The sequence below is a fragment of the Micromonospora sp. DT233 genome (genome assembly GCF_049841815.1).
Classification (GTDB): domain Bacteria; phylum Actinomycetota; class Actinomycetes; order Mycobacteriales; family Micromonosporaceae; genus Micromonospora.
In genome coordinates this window covers 52170-70575 of the sequence record NZ_JBNCLB010000005.1, presented here as the reverse complement: position 1 = coordinate 70575, position 18406 = coordinate 52170, and the positions used below count along the sequence as shown (strand labels likewise).

14 protein-coding genes are annotated in these 18406 nt (G+C 72.6%); 8 read left to right on the top strand and 6 right to left on the bottom strand.

Annotated features, from left to right (window positions below; translation table 11 throughout):
- Positions 1 to 59 precede the first annotated feature (59 nt).
- Entirely contained in the window at positions 60 to 602 is a 543-nt protein-coding gene (locus ACLQ2V_RS14100; RefSeq protein WP_425718908.1) for a hypothetical protein, read from the bottom strand.
- A gap of 403 nt (positions 603 to 1005) precedes the next feature.
- On the opposite strand from ACLQ2V_RS14100, the gene ACLQ2V_RS14095 reads away from it, so the two are divergent.
- Positions 1006 to 2067: a hypothetical protein gene (locus ACLQ2V_RS14095; RefSeq protein WP_425718907.1), complete on the top strand. Its 1062-nt coding sequence runs from the start codon at positions 1006 to 1008 to the stop codon at positions 2065 to 2067.
- Between the two features lie 103 nt (positions 2068 to 2170).
- Here ACLQ2V_RS14095 and ACLQ2V_RS14090 read toward each other — a convergent pair whose 3' ends face one another.
- The 3 genes from ACLQ2V_RS14090 to ACLQ2V_RS14080 form a co-directional block, all read right to left on the bottom strand.
- Positions 2171 to 4258 (bottom strand): PQQ-dependent sugar dehydrogenase, encoded by a 2088-nt coding sequence (locus tag ACLQ2V_RS14090; protein ID WP_425718906.1) that lies wholly within the window; start codon positions 4256 to 4258, stop codon positions 2171 to 2173.
- Between the two features lie 187 nt (positions 4259 to 4445).
- Complete coding sequence (locus ACLQ2V_RS14085; RefSeq protein WP_425718905.1) at positions 4446 to 4667, bottom strand: hypothetical protein; 222 nt, start codon at positions 4665 to 4667, stop codon at positions 4446 to 4448.
- Entirely contained in the window at positions 4667 to 4840 is a 174-nt protein-coding gene (locus ACLQ2V_RS14080) for a hypothetical protein (RefSeq protein ID WP_425718904.1), read from the bottom strand. The genes ACLQ2V_RS14085 and ACLQ2V_RS14080 overlap by 1 nt, the downstream gene beginning before the upstream one ends.
- A gap of 687 nt (positions 4841 to 5527) precedes the next feature.
- On the opposite strand from ACLQ2V_RS14080, the gene ACLQ2V_RS14075 reads away from it, so the two are divergent.
- On the top strand, positions 5528 to 6982 hold the full coding sequence (locus ACLQ2V_RS14075; RefSeq protein WP_425718903.1) for an SDR family NAD(P)-dependent oxidoreductase: 1455 nt from the start codon (positions 5528 to 5530) through the stop codon (positions 6980 to 6982).
- Between the two features lie 181 nt (positions 6983 to 7163).
- The gene (locus tag ACLQ2V_RS14070; RefSeq protein WP_425718902.1) at positions 7164 to 9155 is read left to right on the top strand and encodes an acyl-CoA dehydrogenase; all 1992 of its coding nucleotides are present in this window, start codon (positions 7164 to 7166) and stop codon (positions 9153 to 9155) included.
- A gap of 30 nt (positions 9156 to 9185) precedes the next feature.
- On the opposite strand, the gene ACLQ2V_RS14065 is transcribed toward ACLQ2V_RS14070, so the two are convergent.
- On the bottom strand, positions 9186 to 10799 hold the full coding sequence (locus ACLQ2V_RS14065) for an ABC-F family ATP-binding cassette domain-containing protein (protein ID WP_425718901.1): 1614 nt from the start codon (positions 10797 to 10799) through the stop codon (positions 9186 to 9188).
- Positions 10800 to 11188: 389 nt separating this feature from the next.
- Between ACLQ2V_RS14065 and ACLQ2V_RS14060 the strand changes: the two genes are divergently transcribed.
- The 4 genes from ACLQ2V_RS14060 to ACLQ2V_RS14045 all read left to right on the top strand — a co-directional run bounded on the left by ACLQ2V_RS14060 (position 11189) and on the right by ACLQ2V_RS14045 (position 16446).
- On the top strand, positions 11189 to 12172 hold the full coding sequence (locus ACLQ2V_RS14060; RefSeq protein WP_425718900.1) for a hypothetical protein: 984 nt from the start codon (positions 11189 to 11191) through the stop codon (positions 12170 to 12172).
- 223 nt (positions 12173 to 12395) lie between these two features.
- Positions 12396 to 13301 (top strand): ABC transporter ATP-binding protein, encoded by a 906-nt coding sequence (locus ACLQ2V_RS14055; protein ID WP_425718899.1) that lies wholly within the window; start codon positions 12396 to 12398, stop codon positions 13299 to 13301.
- Positions 13298 to 14359 (top strand): iron-siderophore ABC transporter substrate-binding protein, encoded by a 1062-nt coding sequence (locus ACLQ2V_RS14050; RefSeq protein WP_425718898.1) that lies wholly within the window; start codon positions 13298 to 13300, stop codon positions 14357 to 14359. Before ACLQ2V_RS14055 ends, ACLQ2V_RS14050 begins: the two co-directional genes overlap by 4 nt.
- Positions 14356 to 16446, top strand: coding sequence for an iron ABC transporter permease (locus ACLQ2V_RS14045; RefSeq protein WP_425718897.1), 2091 nt, complete (start codon positions 14356 to 14358; stop codon positions 16444 to 16446). Before ACLQ2V_RS14050 ends, ACLQ2V_RS14045 begins: the two co-directional genes overlap by 4 nt.
- On the opposite strand, the gene ACLQ2V_RS14040 is transcribed toward ACLQ2V_RS14045, so the two are convergent.
- Positions 16435 to 17187, bottom strand: a complete 753-nt coding sequence (locus ACLQ2V_RS14040) for an alpha/beta fold hydrolase (RefSeq protein WP_425718896.1) — start codon at positions 17185 to 17187, stop codon at positions 16435 to 16437. The two genes, ACLQ2V_RS14045 and ACLQ2V_RS14040, sit on opposite strands and share 12 nt — an antisense overlap.
- Before the next feature lie 193 nt (positions 17188 to 17380).
- Here ACLQ2V_RS14040 and ACLQ2V_RS14035 point away from each other — a divergent pair, with 193 nt between their 5' ends.
- A complete protein-coding gene (locus tag ACLQ2V_RS14035; protein WP_425718895.1) occupies positions 17381 to 18244 on the top strand; it encodes a TIGR03620 family F420-dependent LLM class oxidoreductase in 864 nt (287 codons plus the stop codon).
- The last annotated feature ends 162 nt before the right edge of the window (positions 18245 to 18406 follow it).

The window sequence follows — 18406 nt, the reverse complement described above, 5'->3', positions numbered from 1 at the left end:
GCCCGCTGCCGGGCCGGATCTGCGGCAGGCCCGGTGGGCCGTGGCCGCACCGGTGCCGCTCAGCCGCCGGCCGGGGGGCGGGCCGGGCCGTTGTCGATGAGACGGAACGTGCTCAGCAGCGGCGCGTCGCCCAGCTCTTCGAGGATCAGGCCCGTACGGGGGAAGTACTGCAGGTACGCCCAGTGGTTGCTGATCGCGTACTCCCTCCTGCCCACCGAGGCGATGGAGAATTGCTGGTCCGGCTTGCTGGCGTCGCAGACCGCGCCCTCGACGGTCAGCGGCTGCGAGCCCTCGTGGTAGACCTGCCAGCAGGCCGGCTCGTCGTTGGCGGGGTGGCCGTCGCGCCTGCCGTAGGACTTGATCAGGTACTTCCCGCCGCCCAGCGGGGTCGGGACGAAGAGCTGGCGGCCACTGTCGTCGTCGACCTCGGTCAGCCAGCCGCCGTCGAGGGAGACGGCGGATTCGAACGCCTGCACCCGCACGATGGTGACCTCCCGGGTGCCGGAGAGGACGCCGCCGGCCGCCGCCGCGGGTGCGGTCGGTGCGGTGGTGGCGAGCACGGCGGCGCAGGTCAGCACCGCCGCGCCGGTGGTTCGCTTCATCCTGGGCATAGGAGTCTCCTCACGTCGTCGGGCACCCCTGAGACGCCCGCGACCGGCCGGCGGTTCCATCGAAAACAACAAATTCTTTTTACAGCCTGGCCCGTTTGGCGTGGGCCCGCAATCCGTGTCGGTGTGGCGACACCCATCGCCATCCACCGGGCACACCACCGGCCCCGTCGTCACCACACCGGCGGAATTCCGCGCAAGCCTTTCCAGGGACGGCTTCCGGTCACCTCCGACCCGCGAAGGCGGCTTTCCGGAATCGCCACCGAACCCGTATGGTCGCAGCGGAACGAAATCCTCCGAGCCATTCACGACTCGTCGAGGCAGATTCCGCCCACGATCCGACCGGCACTCCCCCGCAGCTGTCTGGCGACCGCAACCGTCCACACAGGAGACTTACATGACCCAGGCCATCATCGGCGCGGTGGCGCCGATCACGCTCCGCCGCGCCATTCCCTACCTGCCCGGACGGCTTCGCGCCACGTTCGGGATCAAGACGGTCTTCCACGACCGGGCGAGCTTCATGGGCAGCCCCGGCGCCGCACTGCTGGGGTGGGACCCGGCCGTGCCGCCGGAGATCACGGCCGGGCGGTTCAACAACCCGGCCACGCTGCTGGACCTCGTGCTCCAGCTCATCGGTCACGTCGACCTGATGGCGACCGGCAAGGACCCGGCACCGTGGGGCGAGGTGCACGTCCTCGAGTCCGCGGGCTCCCACTCGTACGTGCACGTCAGCCCGTGGGTCGAGGGGGTGTCCGCCACCCCCGGCGACGTGCGGGAGTTCCGCAGGCTGATGCACTGCTTCCCGAGCGCGCTGGGCGAGCTGCCGGACCACCGCCTGGTCGACCAGCCGGGCCTGATCGCGTGGCTGACGGGCGGCGACGAGCAGCGGGAGCAGCAGTCGCGCTTCGAGGCGATCGAGGCGTACCGCACGCGGCAGTGGGCCGACAAGCACGCCGTCCTCGGCCCGTACTTCCGGCTGGGCATCAGCAGCATCATCCGGGTCGAGCAGTACACCGAGGTCTTCGACGAGACGCGGCAACTGCTGATCCGCTGCGGCACCATGGGCACGACCGACTTCCACGTCTTCGACGGCCGGTACAGCTGGATGGTCGTCACCGACCTCGCCAGGAAGCGCTCCTTCCTGGTCGGCATCGGCGGCGGCCGACACCCGATCCCGGAGATGGACCTGGTCAACCCCCTCGGCGGCGCGGCGGTCCTCTCCACCACGTTCCGGTCCTTCCTGCTGGCCCTCGAGCACGGCATCGACCTGTCGCAGAACGCCAAAGGGCAGCTCGACGCGCTGGCGGCCCGCCACGATCCCGAACTCGCCTTCGGCCGTTTCATCCTCTCCGAGGGCGACGCCTGGGGGGTCCCGATGGCGCTCTCCCGCCAGGGCCTCGGATCGAACCTGACGGCCGAGCAGGAGGCCATGCACCGGCAGATCCGGGCCACCAAGTAGCCGGACGCGGAGGGTCCCGACCGCCGCACCGGCCGGGGCCCTCCGCGCGGCCGACAGACGACCGCATCTCTTCCTGGTACGCGCAGCCGCGTACCGCCGTCGGTCAGCTCCCGAGCGTGACGTGCATGATCCGCTCGTTGCTGTTGTTGGGGACGCTGTCCTTGTCGCCGGTGTTCGTGGTGGTCAGCCAGAGGCCGCCGTCCGACGCCGGCTCGACGGTGCGCAGCCGCCCGTACACGCCGTTGAAGTACGTCTGGACGTTGGTGAGGCTGCTGCCGCTGATCACCGCGCGGTACATCCGGGTGCCCCGGGCGCAGGCGACGTAGAGCGCGTCCCGGACGACCGCGATGCCCGAGCAGGAGCCCTCGGCGGTCGAGTAGGTGCGCTTCGGCGCGATGAACCCGGCGGTCCCGCAGGCCCCGCTGGTGCCCTCGCACGCCGGCCAGCCGTAGTTGCCGCCCTTGGTGATCAGGTTCGTCTCGTCCATGATCGAGTTGCCGAACTCCTGCTCCCAGAGCCGCCCCTGCGAGTCGAACGCGAGCCCCTGCGGGTTGCGGTGGCCGTAGCTCCACACGTAGCTGCCGAACGGGTTGTCCGAGGGCACGGTCCCGTCGGTGTTGAGCCGCAGGATCTTGCCGGCGAGGTTGTTGAGATTCTGCGCGTAGTCGCCGTTCTGGGCGTCGCCGGTGGCGGCGTAGAGCTTGCCGTCCGGGCCGAAGCGCAGCCGACCGCCGTTGTGGTATTTGTTGCGCCCGATGCCGCTGACCAGCACCTGCAGGGTGGAGGTGGCCAGCGCCCCGTTCTGCAGCTTGATCCGGACGATGCGGTTGTCGGTGGGCGAGGTGTGCATGATGTAGAGCCACTGGTCGGTGGCGAAGGTCGGGGAGACCGCCAGGCCGAGCAGGCCGCCCTCGCCGTCGGTGCTCTGCACGTTCGGCACCGTGCCGACGGTGGTCTTCGCGCCGGTGGCCGGGTTGAGCCGGACGATGTCGTGCGCGTCGCGCCGGTTGTAGAGGACCGTGCCGTCGGCCAGCGTGACCAGGCCCCACGGGATGTCGGTGTCGGTGGCGACCTGCCGGACCGTGCAGACCGCCGTGCCGCAGGACGCGCCGGTCACCACCGTCACGGTGTTGCTGGCCGGCGAGGAGTTCGCCTGCGCGTCCAGCGCGCGCACCTGGTACTGGTAGCTGGTGCTGGCTGCCAGGCCGCTGTCGATGAAGTTGGTCGCGGGCGGCGTGGTGCCGCTGCCGGAGACCGTGCCGACCTTGACGCCGTTGCGGTACACGTCGTAGGCGCGCACCCCGACGTTGTCCGTGGACGCCGTCCAGGACAGCGACACGGTGGTGCCCGACGCCGACCCGGTGAGCTGCTGCGGCGCGCTCGGCGGCGTGGTGTCGGCCTGGCACTGCGGCGGGGTGATCGACACGGTGGCGCTGGCCTGCGAGACGTTGCCGGCGGCGTCACGCGCGTTGACGTACAGCCCCCAGGTGGCGCCGGGGACGACGGTGAGGCTGGTCGACAGCGTGCTGCCGCTGACGGTCTTGACCTGCTGGCCGTCGTGGTAGACGTCGTAGTACGCGACCGCCACGTTGTCGGTCGAGGCGTTCCAGGCGAACGTCACCGAGTTGCAGAGCAGGTTGCTGACCCGGGCGTTGCCGGGCGCCGTCGGCGGCTGGGTGTCGGCGTTACCGAGCGAGGTCGTCCAGCGCTGGTTGCTCTGACCGTTGCAGGTCCAGAGCCCGACCAGGGTGCCGTTGGCCGTGGCGGCGTCGGTGACGTCCAGGCAGAGGTTGGACTGGGTGCCGACGATCGTGCCGTCGGAGTTGATCCGCCACTTCTGGTTGGCCCCGCCGGTGCAGGTGTAGATCTGCACCACCGCCGGGGCGGTCGTGTCCTGCCCCTTGACGTCCAGGCAGCGGGTGTCGTTGTAGATCCGCAACTCGCCGGCGGCCGTGACGTTCCACGCCTGGTTGGCCTGGCCGTGGCAGTCGTAGATGTTGACGCCGGTGCCGCTGGCGCTGTTGTTGCCGACCACGTCCAGGCAGCGGCCGGAGCCGACGCCGACGACGGTGGTCACCGCCGCCGAGGCCGGCGAGCCGGGGACGACGGCCAGCACGGTCATCAGACCGAGCGCGGCGAGGCCCGCCAGCACCCGCCGGAGCGGCCGTCGTCGGTCGAGGGACAGGGGCATCTGGTACGTCCTTCCAGGAGCGGACAGTCGGGCAGCTACCGGCCGAGCCGGTTCGAAAACGGTCGATAGCTTCTGTCACGTTACTTGTCGGACTCGTCCGGCGACACTTGAGGCGGCGGCGTGGCCGGTGAGCCGGAGGAACCCGAGCAGATCGCTACCGGCGAATGTCGCCCGAGGCATTCTGCGCTCAGGTGGCGTAGACGGCGGTGGCGTCGTCGCTGCGCTTGTTGCGCGCCCACCTCATGCAGGACGGGTCGGCGGCCTCGATCGCACGAACTCCGCTGATCAGCTCGGTCGGGCCGCCTTGCTCAAGCACGTCGAGCACCACGATCAGGCTCTCGCTGGCCATGGCCCAGTCCTCGTTGGCCGACTTCGGGTCGCCGGCATCCGAGGCGGTGGAGACGCGCATCAGGCCACGCCTTCGCTGCGGTAGATCGGCGTCAACGGGTCGACCTTCTTCACGACACGCTTCGCGGCGTCGTAGGTGCACGCCACCAGCAGGGAGAATCGGCGGTTCTTCACCTCGCGATACAGCTCGTTCAGGTGGTCTTCGAGATAGTGAACGACGCCGAGTGTCCCCATGGCGTGGATGCCGGCGAGGTAGAGGAACGTGCCACGTCCCGTCCGGGCGAGGAAGCGGCCAACGTACCCGTAGCCAGGTAGACACCGTCATCGCTGCCGAAGCCTACCGCGTGAACTGCGCGCTACGCAGCGGCAACGCCGCCCGCTGACGGCCGGCTGGGCAAAGGCGCATCGCCAACGGCCGACAGCGAGAAGGTGATGTCCCGTGGCCCCTTTGGAGCTGATGTCGTAAACGCATCACGACAGAGCACCTCGATCGAACCGGGTGATGTCGTAAACGACTCAGCTCCAAAGGACCCGCGGTAGCGCACCGCTCAGGTCTGAAAGGCCCGCAGTAGCGCACCGCTCGGCTCCATCAGCCGCAGTAGGTCACCGTTCTTCACGCCTGCCGGAGGCACCGCCCTGACCACGGCTCCGCGACCCGCGATTCGGCATCGTCACCCCGGCCGGCCCGCCTGCCCTCGGGACAGGCAGCATGATCCGCCACCGCCGACCGGGCGGGCGGGCGGACGGGCGGGCGGACGGGCGGACGGGCGGGCGGACGGGCGGACGGGCGGACGGGCGGACGGGCGGGCCGGCTCCGGAGCGCGGGATGCGGCGGTCGCCGCCGGGTGCGTACAGTTTCGGGTCGGACTTGGGGTGGGGCCGGCGGGAGCCGGCACCGGAAACGGGACGAGACGAAGACGCATGACGGCGGACACGAACCTGCATGACGGTCAAAACGGGATCGACCGCGATCGGCTGGAGACCTGCCTCAGCGTCTTTGCGGCGCTGGAGGACCTGCCTCCGGATCATCCCGACGTGGTGCAGGTGCAGCGGGCCACCGCGAAGCTCTACAAGGTGATCAAGCAGCGGCGGCGGGAGGAGCGGCGGGACGCCATCCTGGCGGCCGACCGGGCGGTGACGTCCGCCACCGCCACCGGCGCCCCCGGGCGGATCGACGACGAGACCCAGGGCATTCCGCTCGCCTCCCCCACCGCCGGCGCCACGGCGGGCGTCCTGCAGCAGCCGCGCGGCTGCTACGTCTGCAAGCAGCGCTACCGCGAGGTGGATGCCTTCTACCACCAGCTCTGCCCGTCCTGCGCGGCGCTCAACCGGGAGCGTCGGGACGCGCGGACCGACCTGACCGGCCGCCGTGCGCTGCTCACCGGCGGCCGGGCGAAGATCGGCATGTACATCGCGCTGCGGTTGCTGCGCGACGGCGCGCACACGACGGTGACCACGCGGTTCCCGCACGACGCGGTGCGCAGGTTCGCCGCCATGCCGGACAGCGCGGACTGGCTGCACCGCCTGCGGATCGTCGGGATCGACCTGCGCGACCCCGCGCAGGTCATCGCCCTCGCCGACTCGGTCGCCAGCCAGGGGCCGCTCGACATTCTGATCAACAACGCGGCGCAGACCGTGCGCCGCTCGCCCGGGGCGTACGCGCAGCTCGTCGCCGCGGAGGCCGCGGCCCTGCCGGAGGGCCCCCTGCCGGAGCTGATCACGTTCGCCAAGCCGGCCGGCGGCCCCGCCGCGAGCCTGACCGCCGGGCCGGAGTCGACCGCGCTCACCCCGCACGCGCTGACCGCGTTGGCGTTGACCAGCGGCTCGGCCTCCCCGGAGCGGATCGCGGCGGCCAACGCCATCGACGCCGGCGGCCTGGTGCCGGACCTCGACGAGGTCAACAGTTGGGTGCAGCGGGTGCACCAGGTCGACCCGGTCGAGCTGCTCGAAGTGCAGTTGTGCAACGTCACCGCGCCGTTCGTGCTGGTCAGTCGGCTGCGTCCGGCGATGGCCGCGGCAAGGGCCCGCCGCAAGTACGTGGTAAACGTCTCCGCGATGGAGGGTCAGTTCGGGCGCGGCTACAAGGGCCCCGGGCATCCGCACACCAACATGGCCAAGGCCGCGTTGAACATGCTGACCCGCACCAGCGCGCAGGAGATGCTGACCGACGGGATCCTGATGACCAGCGTCGACACCGGTTGGATCACCGACGAGCGGCCCCACCCGACGAAGATGCGGCTGGCGGACGAGGGCTTCCACGCCCCGCTGGACCTGGTCGACGGCGCGGCCCGGGTCTACGACCCGATCGTCCGTGGCGAGCGGGGCGAGGACCTGTACGGCTGCTTCCTGAAGGACTACGCCCCCTGCGCCTGGTGACCCGGCCACCCGCCGGAGAGCCTTGCCTGCGCGTCGCGCCGAGCGCTCGCCGCCGGGGTGGTGGTGGTGGGTCGGTGGTGTCTCTTCTCACCGCGAACTCCCTTACCGGATCATCGGAGCGGGCCGGTATTCTGGATTGCGTCCAGACTGTGCCGATATGTCCACCAGTCGAGGGGTGACCATGTCCGATCACGCGTCCGACCGCATCGATCTCGCCGGTCTGCGGGAAGTGCTCGACGGGCCGTGGGCCGAGGTGCGCAACGCGCACCGCAAGCACCTCGACGAGCGTTTCCTGCCGGTGTACGGCGAGACCGGTGACCAGGCCCGGGAACGGATCAGCCGGCTGATCACCGAGCTCCCCGTCGAGCTGGGCATCGCGGCGGGCTTCCCCACCGAGTACGGCGGCAGGGCCGACATCGGCGGCTCGATCGTCGCCACCGAGATGCTGGCGCAGGTCGACCTGTCGCTGATGGTCAAGGCGGGCGTGCAGTGGGGCCTCTTCGGCGGCGCGGTCGCGGCCCTGGGCACCCGCCGGCACCACGACGCCTACCTGCGGGACATCGTCGCGGGAAAGATCCTCGGCTGCTTCGCGATGACCGAGACCGGCCACGGCTCCGACGTCCAGCAGCTCCGCACCACCTGCACGTACGACCCGCAGACGCAGACCTTCGACCTGCACACGCCGCACGAGGCCGCCCGCAAGGACTACATCGGCAACGCGGCCCGCGACGGGCGGATGGCGGTGGTCTTCGCGCAGCTGATCGCCGACGGGCAGCACCACGGCGTACACGCGTGGTTGGTCCCGATCCGCGACGCGCGGGGCAACCCGCTGCCCGGCGTGAGCATCGGCGACGCCGGGCCCAAGGCCGGCCTGCTCGGCGTGGACAACGGGCGGCTCAGCTTCGACCACGTGCAGGTGCCCCGGGACATGCTGCTGGACCGGTACGGCGAGGTCGCGGAGGACGGCACGTACTCCAGCCCGATCGCCAACGACTCCCGCCGCTTCTTCACCATGCTCGGCACCCTGGTGCGCGGCCGGGTGAGCGTGGGCGGCGCCGCGGCGGCGGCCACCAAGTCGGCGCTGACCATCGCGGTGCGCTACGGCGACATCCGCCGCCAGTTCGGCGCCCCGGACGCCGGCGGCGAGGTGCTGCTCAACGACTACCTGGCGCACCAGCGCAAGCTGCTGCCCGCCCTGGCCACCACGTACGCGCTGCACTTCGCCCAGGCGGAGCTGGTCGCCGCGCTCCACGCCGCGCAGAGCGGCGGCGAGCCGGCCGACGAGCACCGGCAACGGGAGCTGGAGTCCCGGGCCGCCGGGCTCAAGGCCGCGCAGACCTGGCACGCCACCCGCACCATCCAGATGTGCCGCGAGGCGTGCGGCGGCGCGGGCTACCTGGCCGAGAACCGGCTGCCGAGCCTCAAGGCCGACACCGACGTCTTCACCACCTTCGAGGGCGACAACACCGTACTGCTGCAGTTGGTCGCGAAGGGGCTGCTCACCGGCTACCGCGACGAGTTCGGCTCGTTGGACGGCTGGGGTCGGGCCTCCTTCGTCGCCGAGCAGGTCCGCGCGATGGTGCTCGAACGCACCGCCGCGCGCTCGCTCATCGAGCGGTTGATCGGCGCCGTGCCCGGCCGCGACGAGGAGGTCGCCGTCACCGACCGGGGCTGGCACCTGAAGATCTTCGAGGACCGCGAGCGGCACCTCCTCGACGGCGCGGTCCGCCGCCTGCGCAACGGCGCGGCCACGAAGAAGGACCGCCCCTTCGACATCTTCAACGACGTCCAGGACCACGTCCTGACCGTCGCCGCCGCGCACATCGACCGCGTCACCCTGGAGGCGTTCGTCGCCGGCATCGAGGCCGTCGCGGACCCGGCGGTGCAGGCGCTGCTCTCCCGGGTCTGCGACCTGTACGCGCTCAGCGTCATCGAGGCCCACAAGGGCTGGTTCCTGGAGCACGGCCGGTTCACCCCCGCCCGCGCCAAGGCGATCACGGGCGTGCTGAACGGTCTGCTCAAGGAGCTGCGGCCGCAGCTGCGCACGCTCGTGGACGGGTTCGCCATCCCGGAGAGCTGGCTGCACTGCGCCATCCTGCGCGAGGAGCCGAGCCGCCAGCAGGCCATGGCCGCCCACGACGCCGCCGGTGACCAGCAGGCGGTCCCGGCGTAGGCGGAAGCCCTCAGCGGCCGGCGGCGTCGGTCAGGCTCGGACGCGGCCGTCGCGCAGGGCCAGCTCGGGGCCCTGCCAGCCACGGCGCAGCCAGCGGTCGTGGGAGGCGACGACGACGCCACCCGGCGCGCTGCGCAGCGCCTCCTCCAGCTCCTCCACCAGGCGCAGCGACAGGTGGTTGGTCGGTTCGTCGAGCAGCAGGACGTCCGGTGGTCGGGCCACCAGCACGGCCAGGGCGACCCGGCGGCGCTGGCCGGTGGAGAGCTGCCCGACCGGTCGTTGCGCGTCGCGGCCGGCCAGGAGCCCGAGGCGGGACAGCGGCACCACCGGCTCCGCCCCGGCCGCCTCGGTGTAGTACGAGTGGGCGGACCGCTGCGGGTCGGGGAACTCGACGTCCTGGTCGAGCAGCGCGATTCGCAGCCCCGCCGACCGGTACACCTCGCCGCCGTCCGGTGCCAGCTGACCGGCCAGCACCCGCAGCAGGGTCGACTTGCCCGCACCGTTGGGCCCGGTCACCAGCAGCCGGTCACCGATGGCGACGGTCAGGTCGTCGACCATCAGGCGGCCCTCCACCCGGACCCGGCGCATCGACACGCTGCCCTCCTGCGCTCCGGCGCCGGTCAGCGCCGCGGCGAAGCTGAGCTGGGCCGGGGGGCGGCGCACCTGGTTGTCGGTGAGTTCGTCCAGGCGCTGCTGGGCGTTGCGGACCCGCCGGGAGATCTGCTTCTGGACCCGGCCGCCGTGCCGGTCGTACCCGACCTTGTTGTTGTCCTTGCTGGGCCGGGCGTGGTTGACCTCGTGCGCGGTGGTCGCCACCGCGTGGCGTAGTTCGTCGAGCTCCTGCTGCTCGGCGTCGTACTGCTGCTCCCAGCGCGCCCGCTCGGCGCGTTTGACCGCCAGGTAGTCGGAGTAGGTGCCGCCGTACCGGGTGACGCCGCCACGGGACGGGTCGAGGTCGACGACGTCGGTGCAGACCGCGTCGAGGAACGCGCGATCGTGCGAGGCCAGCACCACCGCGCCCGGGAGGCCGGCGAGCCGGTCTTCGAGGAACGTGACCGCCTCGTCGTCGAGATGGTTCGTCGGCTCGTCGAGCAGCATCGCCGCCGGTTGGCGGATCAGCAGCGCGGCCAGGCCGAGCCGGGTTCGCTGCCCGCCCGAGAGCGACCCGAGCGCCCGGCCGGGCTCCACGCCGGAGAGGCCGAGACCGTCGAGCACCACCGCGGCCCGGTGCTCGGCGTCCCACAGGTCGTGCTGCTCGGCCCAGGCCAGCAGATCGCCGTACTCGTCGAGGGCGGCCGCGTCCTCCGGCCGGGCGGCGAGGACCTTTCCCAGCTCGTCGAGCCGGTCGCGGACCCGGTGGAACTCGGCGAGGGCGTCGTCGACGACGGCGCCGACCGGGGCGTCGCCCGGGAACGGGAGTTCCTGGCGCAGGAAGTGCGTGTCGGCCGGGCGTTGCACGTCGCCGCCGTCCGGCTCCTCCGCGCCGCAGAGCAGGCGCAGCAGGGTGGACTTGCCGATCCCGTTCTCCCCGACCAGTCCCAGCCGTTGGCCGGGGCTCGCGGAGAGACAGACGCCGTCGAGGACGACGCGGTCGCCGTAGACCTTGACCAGGTCGCGGGCTTGCAGAACAGAAACGTTGGACACGCGGACGCCAATCGCCGAATCGGGAAAGGGAATCGACTGCCCGCCGGGGCTCGACATCCACAGAAGGTGGGCGGCCACGGCAGCGGGCTGGTGCGTGTCAGTAGATCACCCCGTCATGCTCCCATGGACCGGACGCCCTTGCCACCCGGATGACCTCGGCGCCACGATCCGGTCCCGGCCCGCGCGGGTCCGCCGCGCCGTCGTACCGGCCGGCGTGTTCGCCGCCGTCAAGGTCGTCGTCGCCCGGCCGGGCCGCCGAGGGCTCAGGACGGTAGCGCGAACGCGCAGGGTGAAGAGGTGGCGCGGCGGCGGAGGCGTCGGTGTCCTGATCGACGGCCTGGTCCGGGCCGGGGCTTCGCCGAACCGGTGCCGTGGCCGATGATCGGTGGATGAGCGCGGCGACCTGGCGGGCGGTGGGGCGGGCGTTTCCCGGTCCGGTGGTGCTGGCGGTATGGGCGCTGGCGACGGTGCCGGCCCCGCTGATCTTCTTCGAGGCGACCCACCGGTGGGAGGAGGACCCCTCGGTCTCCTCGGCGCTGTGGTGGGTGGTGGGGGCGGTGCCGGTCCTGGCCGCCGTGGCGGCGGCGAGGTGGACCCGGCGCACCGATCGGGCTCACCCCGCCCCGGCCGCGCTGGTGGCCGTCGTCGCGGCCACGCTGGTGAGCGCGGTCTTCGTGGGCGCGACGCTGGCCGTCTACCGGTGGGTCGTCCCGCTCAGCGGCGCGGCGCCGTGGCGAGGCGTCCTGGCCGCCAGCGCCGCCCTGGCGGTCGGCGGTGCGGCGATCGGCCACCTACTGGCCCGAGGTCGGGTGCGGCGGCGCAGCCAGGCGTCGGCCCGACGCGGCTACGTCACCGGCGCGATCGCCGTCGTGCTGGGTGCCCTGTTCGCCCAGACGGCGGTGCAGCTCGGCGCCGAGGGCAGCACCGCGTCGGACGGCCCGGTCGAGCACGGGCCGGCGGGGCAGCTGTGGCTGCCGGCGGCCGACCGGTACGCGATCTTCGCGGAGGGTTTCTCCCCGAGCAACCCCGACTGCCGGGTCACCGGCCCCGACGGGGCGGTCGGGTCGGCGAGTTCGGTCAGCGTGCCGCCCGGCGGCTACGGCGGCGGCGACGCAACCACCTACACCTGGGTCGCGTCGTTCGACGTTCCCGCGCCCGGCAGCTATTCGGTGTCCTGCCGCAGCTCCGACCCGCAGGCGTCGTACGTCGTCGGGGAGGTCCCGCGGATCCGCGGGGCGGTGGGCTCGCTGATCCACTGGCCGCTGACCGCGATCTGGCTGCTCGGTGCCGTCCCCGGCCTGTTGATCATCGCGGCGGCCGTCAGGCGACGCACCGGAGGTCGGCGCGCAGCCGCGCCGCCATGCCGGTCATGAAACGGGTCTGCCTGCGGGTGACGAAGATGACTCCCCGGGCCGCCGGCACCGCGCCCTCGTATCGCGCCTGTTGTCCGGAATCGTCGTATCGCCCGCCCTGTGTGCGCTATTGCCGGGCGGCCCCGACATCACCTAACCTCCCACGTTAGGTAAGGCAACCCTTACTGACTCGCCTCGACCCGAGGCGTACCACGCCTGCCACCCCGTGATTCGGAGCCGATCGATGCCCGTGACCAATGCGCCGCGCGCCGATCGGCACGGGGCCCCCGGCTCGGCGGCGGCGACCGCACTGCGCGGCGAGGGACTGGTGCTGCGGTACGGGAAGACGGCCGTGGTGCACGGTGTCTCGGTGGCGCTGGCCCCCGGTCGGGTGACGGCGCTGGTCGGGCCGAACGGCAGCGGGAAGTCGACGCTGCTGCGCGCCCTGGCCCGGTTGCACCGCGTGGACGACGGCGAGGTGCGGCTCGGCCACCGTGACGGGCAGCCGGAGCGCGCGGTGTCGCTGCTCAGCGTGCGTCAGTTCGCGCGGGAGGTCACGCTCTTCGCCCAGTCGCGGCAGGCCCCGCACGGGCTCACGGTGCGCGAGGTCGTCTCGTTCGGGCGGCACCCGCACCGACGCCGCTTCGCCGGCCCGACCCCGGCGGACCGCGCGGCGGTCGGGCGCGCGATGGACGCCACCGGCGTGCGGGACATGGCCGAGCGGCCGGTCGGCGAGCTCTCCGGCGGCGAGATGCAGCGCGTGTGGCTGGCTGCCTGCCTGGCCCAGGAGACCGGCGTCGTGCTCCTCGACGAGCCGACGAACCACCTGGACCTGCGCTACCAGATCGAGACGCTCGACCTGGTCCGGGATCTCGTCGACGAGCACGGCGTCGCCGTCGGCGTCGTGCTGCACGACCTCGACCACGCCGCCCGCGTCGCGGACACCCTGGTCCTCATGCACGCCGGGCGCGTCCACGCCGCCGGCGACCCGCTCGAGGTGCTCACCGCCGCGCACATCGGCGAGGTCTACGACCTGCGCGTGGAGGTCGAGGTCGACCCGCGCACCGGCCGCCTGCGCATCGACCCGGTCGGGCGGCATCCCGCCCGCAACCGGAACCGCACCATCAACACAGGAGAAGAATCCGCATGATCCTCGGCACCCGCCTCGCGGCCACCGCCGCGACGCTCACCGCCATCGCCGTGACCGCCACGGCGTGCGGCACCACGAAGGTCGACGGACCCGCCGCCGGCGGCTCGACCGCCCCCTCGTCGCAGAGCTGCGCCGACGACAAGACGACGACATCGACCGGCCCGGTGTCGCTGACCGACGGCGTCGGCCGCAAGGTCGAGCTCGCCAAGCCCGCCCAGCGGGTCGCGGTGCTGGAATGGCAGCAGACCGAGGACCTGCTCACGCTCTGCCTCACCCCGGTCGCGGTCGCCGACACGAAGGGATACAGCACCTACGTGAAGGCCGAGGCGCTTCCGCAGGGTGTCGTCGACACCGGCCAGCGCGGCGAGCCCGACCTCGACGCGCTGTACGCCGCGAAGCCCGACCTGATCATCGTGGACGCGTTCAAGCCCGACGACGAGCAGATCGCCAAGCTCGAGAAGCGCGGCGTCCCCGTGCTCGCCACGGTCGGGGCCGACGCCTCCGGCCAGCTCGCGAACATGAAGAAGGTGTTCTCGATGATCGGCCAGGCCACCGGCCGCACCGAGCGCGCCGACCTGGTGTTGAAGCAGTTCGACGAGCACCTCGCCGCCGCCAAGAAGACGGTCGAGGCCGCCGACGTCAAGGCCACCGACTTCCTCTTCTTCGACGGCTGGATCGAGGGCGGCAACGTCGTCATCCGCCCCTACGGCAAGGGCGCCCTCTTCACCGAGCTCGGCCAGCAGCTCGGCCTGACCCCGGCCTGGACCGACAAGATCAACACCGCCTACGGCAGCGGCGGCGTCGACCCCTCGTACGGTCTCGCGCAGACCGACATCGAGGGGCTCACCGCCGTCGGGAGCGCGAGCCTGTTCTACTCCGACGACGCGACCCCGGACAGCTACGTCAAGGAGCTGCGCAAGAGCCCGATCTGGACCGCGCTGCCGGCCGTCAAGGAGGGCCGCGCGTACGCCTTCCCCGCAGGCGTCTGGGGCGCCGGCGGCCCGAAGTCGAACGAGGCAGCGATCGACGCGTACGTGAAGATCCTGACCGGGAAGTGAGCCACAGCCCTGCGCCGCGACCGCTGCCCGGCATCGGGTTCGGTCGCGGCGCGAGCGGGGCGGCCGTCCTGGCCGTCCTGTTCGCCGCCGTCGTCGTGACCGGGCTGTGGCACGTCACGCAGGGCACCTCCGGGGTGGGCTTCGCCGACCTGCTGCGCCACCTCTTCGGGGCGCGGGAGGCGGTCGGCGGCGTCCCGGTCAGCGACGTGCTCACCGGGTCCCGCCTGCCCCGTCTGCTCGCCGGGATCGCCGTCGGCGTGGCGCTCGGCGCGGCCGGGGCGCTGCTGCAGTCGGTCACCCGCAACGCGTTGGCCGCCCCGGACACGCTCGCCGTCACCGCCGGGTCCTACTTCGCGCTCTGCGCGGTCGCTGCGTTCGGGCTGGCGGTGCCGTTGTGGGCCTCCGGCGCCGTGGCCTTCGGCGGCGGTCTGCTCGCCGCGGGCCTCGTGCTCGGCCTCGTCGGCACCGCCTCGGGCACCGCCTCGACGCGGCTGATCCTGGCCGGCTCGGCGGTCGCGATGGCGCTCGACGCGGCCACCGCCACGCTGCTGATCCTGTTCAAGGAGAGCACCACCGGGCTCTACGCCTGGGGCAGCGGCTCGCTCGCCCAGCTCAACATCGACGCTGCCACGCGCGCCGCCCCGGTCATCGTCGTCGTCCTCGCCGTCGCCGTGCTGCTGGCCCGGCGGCTCGACGTGCTCGGCCTCGGCGACGACGCGGCCGCCTCGCTCGGGGTGCCGGTCCGCTCGACCCGGGTCGTCGCGGTGCTCTGCGCCGTGCTGCTGACGAGCATCTCGGTGACGCTCGCCGGCCCCATCGCCTTCGTCGGCCTCGCCGCGCCGGTCGTGGTACGCCTCGCGGCGCACCGCATCGGCGTGCTCAGCCGGCACGTCTTCCTGATCCCGGCCTGCGGGCTGGTCGGGGCGCTGCTGGTGCTGCTGGCCGATGACGTGCTCCGGGCGGTCCTCGGCGCCCGGGCGGCCGCCTCGATTCCCACCGGGATCCCGACCTCGCTCCTCGGTGCCGTCGTCATCGTGCTCCTCGCGCTGCGGCTGCGCGACGCGGGAGCGGCTCGGGGAGCGCCCCACGCGCGCGTCGCCCTCCGCTCGCGCCGCCGCTTCCACACCGTCGTGGCCGTCGCGGCCGGTCTGCTCGTCGCGGCGGTGCTGGTCGGCCTGCTGGCCGGCAGCCTGTGGCTGCGCCTCGGCGACATCGCGCTCTGGCTGCAGGGCTCCGCGCCGGACCTGATCGGCCGGGCACTCGACGACCGCGCCCCCCGGGTCGCGGCGGCCGTCACCGCCGGTGCGGCGCTCGCGCTGGCCGGAACCGTCGTGCAGGGCACCGTACGCAATCCGCTGGCCGAGCCGGGCGTGCTCGGCATCACCGCCGGCGCCGGCCTCGGCGCGGTGATCGTGGTGACCTCGGGCGGCTCCGGCGGACGTCCCGCGCTCATCGTCACCGCGGTGGCGATGGGGCTGGCCACCTTCGCGCTCATCGCCTCGCTGGCCTGGCGCGGCGGGCTGCTGCCCGACCGTTTCCTGCTCATCGGCATCGGCTGCGGCTACGCGCTCAGCGACGTCAGTACCTTCCTGCTCCTGCGCGCCGACCCGTGGGACACCCCGCGCATCCTCACCTGGCTCTCGGGCACCACCTACGGCCGGACCTTCGCCGACGTGCTGCCGGTCGCGTTGGTGCTGCTCCTCGCGACCCCCGTGGTGCTGGGGATGCGCCGCCAACTCGACCTGCTGGCGATCGACGAGGACACCCCGCGCATCTTCGGCGTCCGCCGCGACGGCGCGCGACTGGCCCTGCTGACGATCGCGGCGGTCGTGGCGGCGGTGAGCGTGGTCGCCGTCGGCGTGGTCGGCTTCGTCGGGCTCGTCGCCCCGCACATCGCCCGCAGCCTCGTCGGCGTCCGGCACGGGCGGCTCATCCCGGTCGCCATGCTCCTCGGCGGCCTACTCGTCTGCGTCGCCGACGCCCTCGGCCGTACGCTCATCGCCCCCGCGCAGATCCCCGCCGGGCTGATGATGGCCCTGGTCGGAGCGCCCTACTTCGTCTGGCTGCTGCGTCGCTCACGGCTCTGAGCGCCCGGCCTGCCGCACGAAGGCACGGATGAGCGCACCGACCAGTTCGGGACGCTCGGCGACGAGGTGGTGCGTGGTGCCCGGCACGATGCACAACTGCGCGCCGGGAATCGATGCGGCGATGAGCAGGCTGTGGCCGGGCGGGATCGTGTCGCGGTCGCCCGACATCACCAGCACCGGCACCGCGATCCGGGCCAGGTCTGCCGGGTCGATGTGCGGTTCGCTGCGCCAGAGGCGCACCAGCTTGGCGAGGACGACGTCCGCGTGCGCCGCCCCGTCCGGCGACAGTCGTTCGTACTGCCTCCGCTCGACGTCCGGCCTCGGCTGACGTACGAGCGTGTCGAGCACCGGGGCGGCCGAGCCCGTGAAAACCGACGGGTCGAGGTTCGCGCTGATGGCGGTCAGCGAACGCACCCGCGCCGGGTGGTCCAGGGCGAGCAGCAGCCCGATGATCGCGCCGTCGCTGTAGCCGACGACGTGCGCCGATTCGAGGCCGACGGCGTCGAGGTAGGCCAGGGTGTCGGCGACCCCACGCGCGTACCCGTACTCCCCGTCGATGTCGGCCGACCGGCCGTGCCCGGGACGCTCGAAGGCGTACACCCGGTGATCGGGCACGAGCGCGTCGGAGGGTGCCCGCATCGCTTCGAGGGAGCAGAAACCGCCGTGCAGCAGCAGGACGGGGTCGCCGGTGCCGGCGACCTCCGAATACAGGTCGACATCGCCGATCCGCAGGTAGCCCATCCGCTCCCGTCACCATTTTCCGAGTTCGTGAGTCCGGCACGTCCCGATGCCCGCGCGGTGCCGCGCGCAGCGCCGTGGCCAGCGGGGGTGGCCGACCAGCCGCGACGAACAACCTGGTCAGGGTACGCCTCGGCGCAGCGCACCACCGTTGGGTCGGGCCCGGCGACGATGCCGCCGCGTTAGGGTTTCCGGCATGACACAGCGACTCGTCAGCGTATGGCAGCCATTCTTCCTCGGTGCGGGGAGTCGGGGCGCGGCCATCGATGCCGCGACCGAGCTGGAGGAGCTCGGCTATTCACGAATCTGGTGCTCGGGCGGATTCACGGAGAACGTCGCCCCCCGCTTCCGGGAGATCCTGGACGGCACCGAGCGCATCGGGGTCGCGTCGGGGATCGTGAGCATCTGGCACTCCTCGCCCCCGGAGGCGGCGGCGTTCGCGCAGGACGCGGAGCGGGCCCATCCCGGCCGGTTCCTGCTCGGTATCGGCGCCAGCCACGCCGTGGTGGTGGAGGGCGGCGGCACGGCCTACCGCAGGCCGTACTCGAAGATGGTGGAGTACCTCGACGGCCTCGACGCGGCCGGGCTGGCGCCCGAGCGGCGGGTCCTGGCCGCGCTCGGCCCACGGATGCTGGAGCTCTCCCGCGACCGGTCGGCCGGGGCGCACCCGTACTTCGTGCCGGCCGAGCACACCGCGCAGGCGCGGGCGGCCATCGGGCCCGACCGGCTGCTCGCCCCCGAGGTCGCGGTGGTCCTCGACGAGGACGCCAGCACCGCGCGCGCCACGGCCCGGCAGTACGCCAGCGGCTACCTCGCGCTGCCGAACTACGCCAACAACCTGCGGCGCTTCGGCTGGACCGACGAGGACTTCGCCGGCGGCGGCAGCGACCGCCTCATCGACGCGCTGATCCCCTGGGGCCCGGTCGAGAAGGTCGCGGCCGGGTTGGAGCAGCACTACCAGGCCGGCGCGGACGAGATCGCGATCCAGGTGCTCAACGGCGGCGACGCCACGGCCTTCCCGGCCGATGCGTTCCGCGCCCTCGCCGCAGTCCTGATCTGATCGCCCTCGATGGCCCGTGCCCGCCGTGGCGCGGGCCATCGGCGTTCCCGGCCCGCCCCCGGCTCCGGTCCGCCGCATCCAACGAACTGATATCGGTCAATGCATTGACAGGCGGGCGGCCTCGATGGCACCGTTTGAAACGTTACAATCAGGGCGCACCCC

What these genes read in the sequence shown, in the direction of transcription:
- ACLQ2V_RS14100 (WP_425718908.1), bottom strand. Translation starts at nt 602, where the DNA reads ATGAAGCGAACCACCGGCGCGGCGGTGCTGACCTGCGCCGCCGTGCTC.
- ACLQ2V_RS14095 (WP_425718907.1), top strand. Translation starts at nt 1,006, where the DNA reads ATGACCCAGGCCATCATCGGCGCGGTGGCGCCGATCACGCTCCGCCGC.
- ACLQ2V_RS14090 (WP_425718906.1), bottom strand. Translation starts at nt 4,258, where the DNA reads ATGCCCCTGTCCCTCGACCGACGACGGCCGCTCCGGCGGGTGCTGGCG.
- ACLQ2V_RS14085 (WP_425718905.1), bottom strand. Translation starts at nt 4,667, where the DNA reads ATGCGCGTCTCCACCGCCTCGGATGCCGGCGACCCGAAGTCGGCCAAC.
- ACLQ2V_RS14080 (WP_425718904.1), bottom strand. Translation starts at nt 4,840, where the DNA reads ATGGGGACACTCGGCGTCGTTCACTATCTCGAAGACCACCTGAACGAG.
- ACLQ2V_RS14075 (WP_425718903.1), top strand. Translation starts at nt 5,528, where the DNA reads ATGACGGCGGACACGAACCTGCATGACGGTCAAAACGGGATCGACCGC.
- ACLQ2V_RS14070 (WP_425718902.1), top strand. Translation starts at nt 7,164, where the DNA reads ATGTCCGATCACGCGTCCGACCGCATCGATCTCGCCGGTCTGCGGGAA.
- ACLQ2V_RS14060 (WP_425718900.1), top strand. Translation starts at nt 11,189, where the DNA reads ATGAGCGCGGCGACCTGGCGGGCGGTGGGGCGGGCGTTTCCCGGTCCG.
- ACLQ2V_RS14055 (WP_425718899.1), top strand. Translation starts at nt 12,396, where the DNA reads ATGCCCGTGACCAATGCGCCGCGCGCCGATCGGCACGGGGCCCCCGGC.
- ACLQ2V_RS14050 (WP_425718898.1), top strand. Translation starts at nt 13,298, where the DNA reads ATGATCCTCGGCACCCGCCTCGCGGCCACCGCCGCGACGCTCACCGCC.
- ACLQ2V_RS14040 (WP_425718896.1), bottom strand. Translation starts at nt 17,187, where the DNA reads ATGGGCTACCTGCGGATCGGCGATGTCGACCTGTATTCGGAGGTCGCC.
- ACLQ2V_RS14035 (WP_425718895.1), top strand. Translation starts at nt 17,381, where the DNA reads ATGACACAGCGACTCGTCAGCGTATGGCAGCCATTCTTCCTCGGTGCG.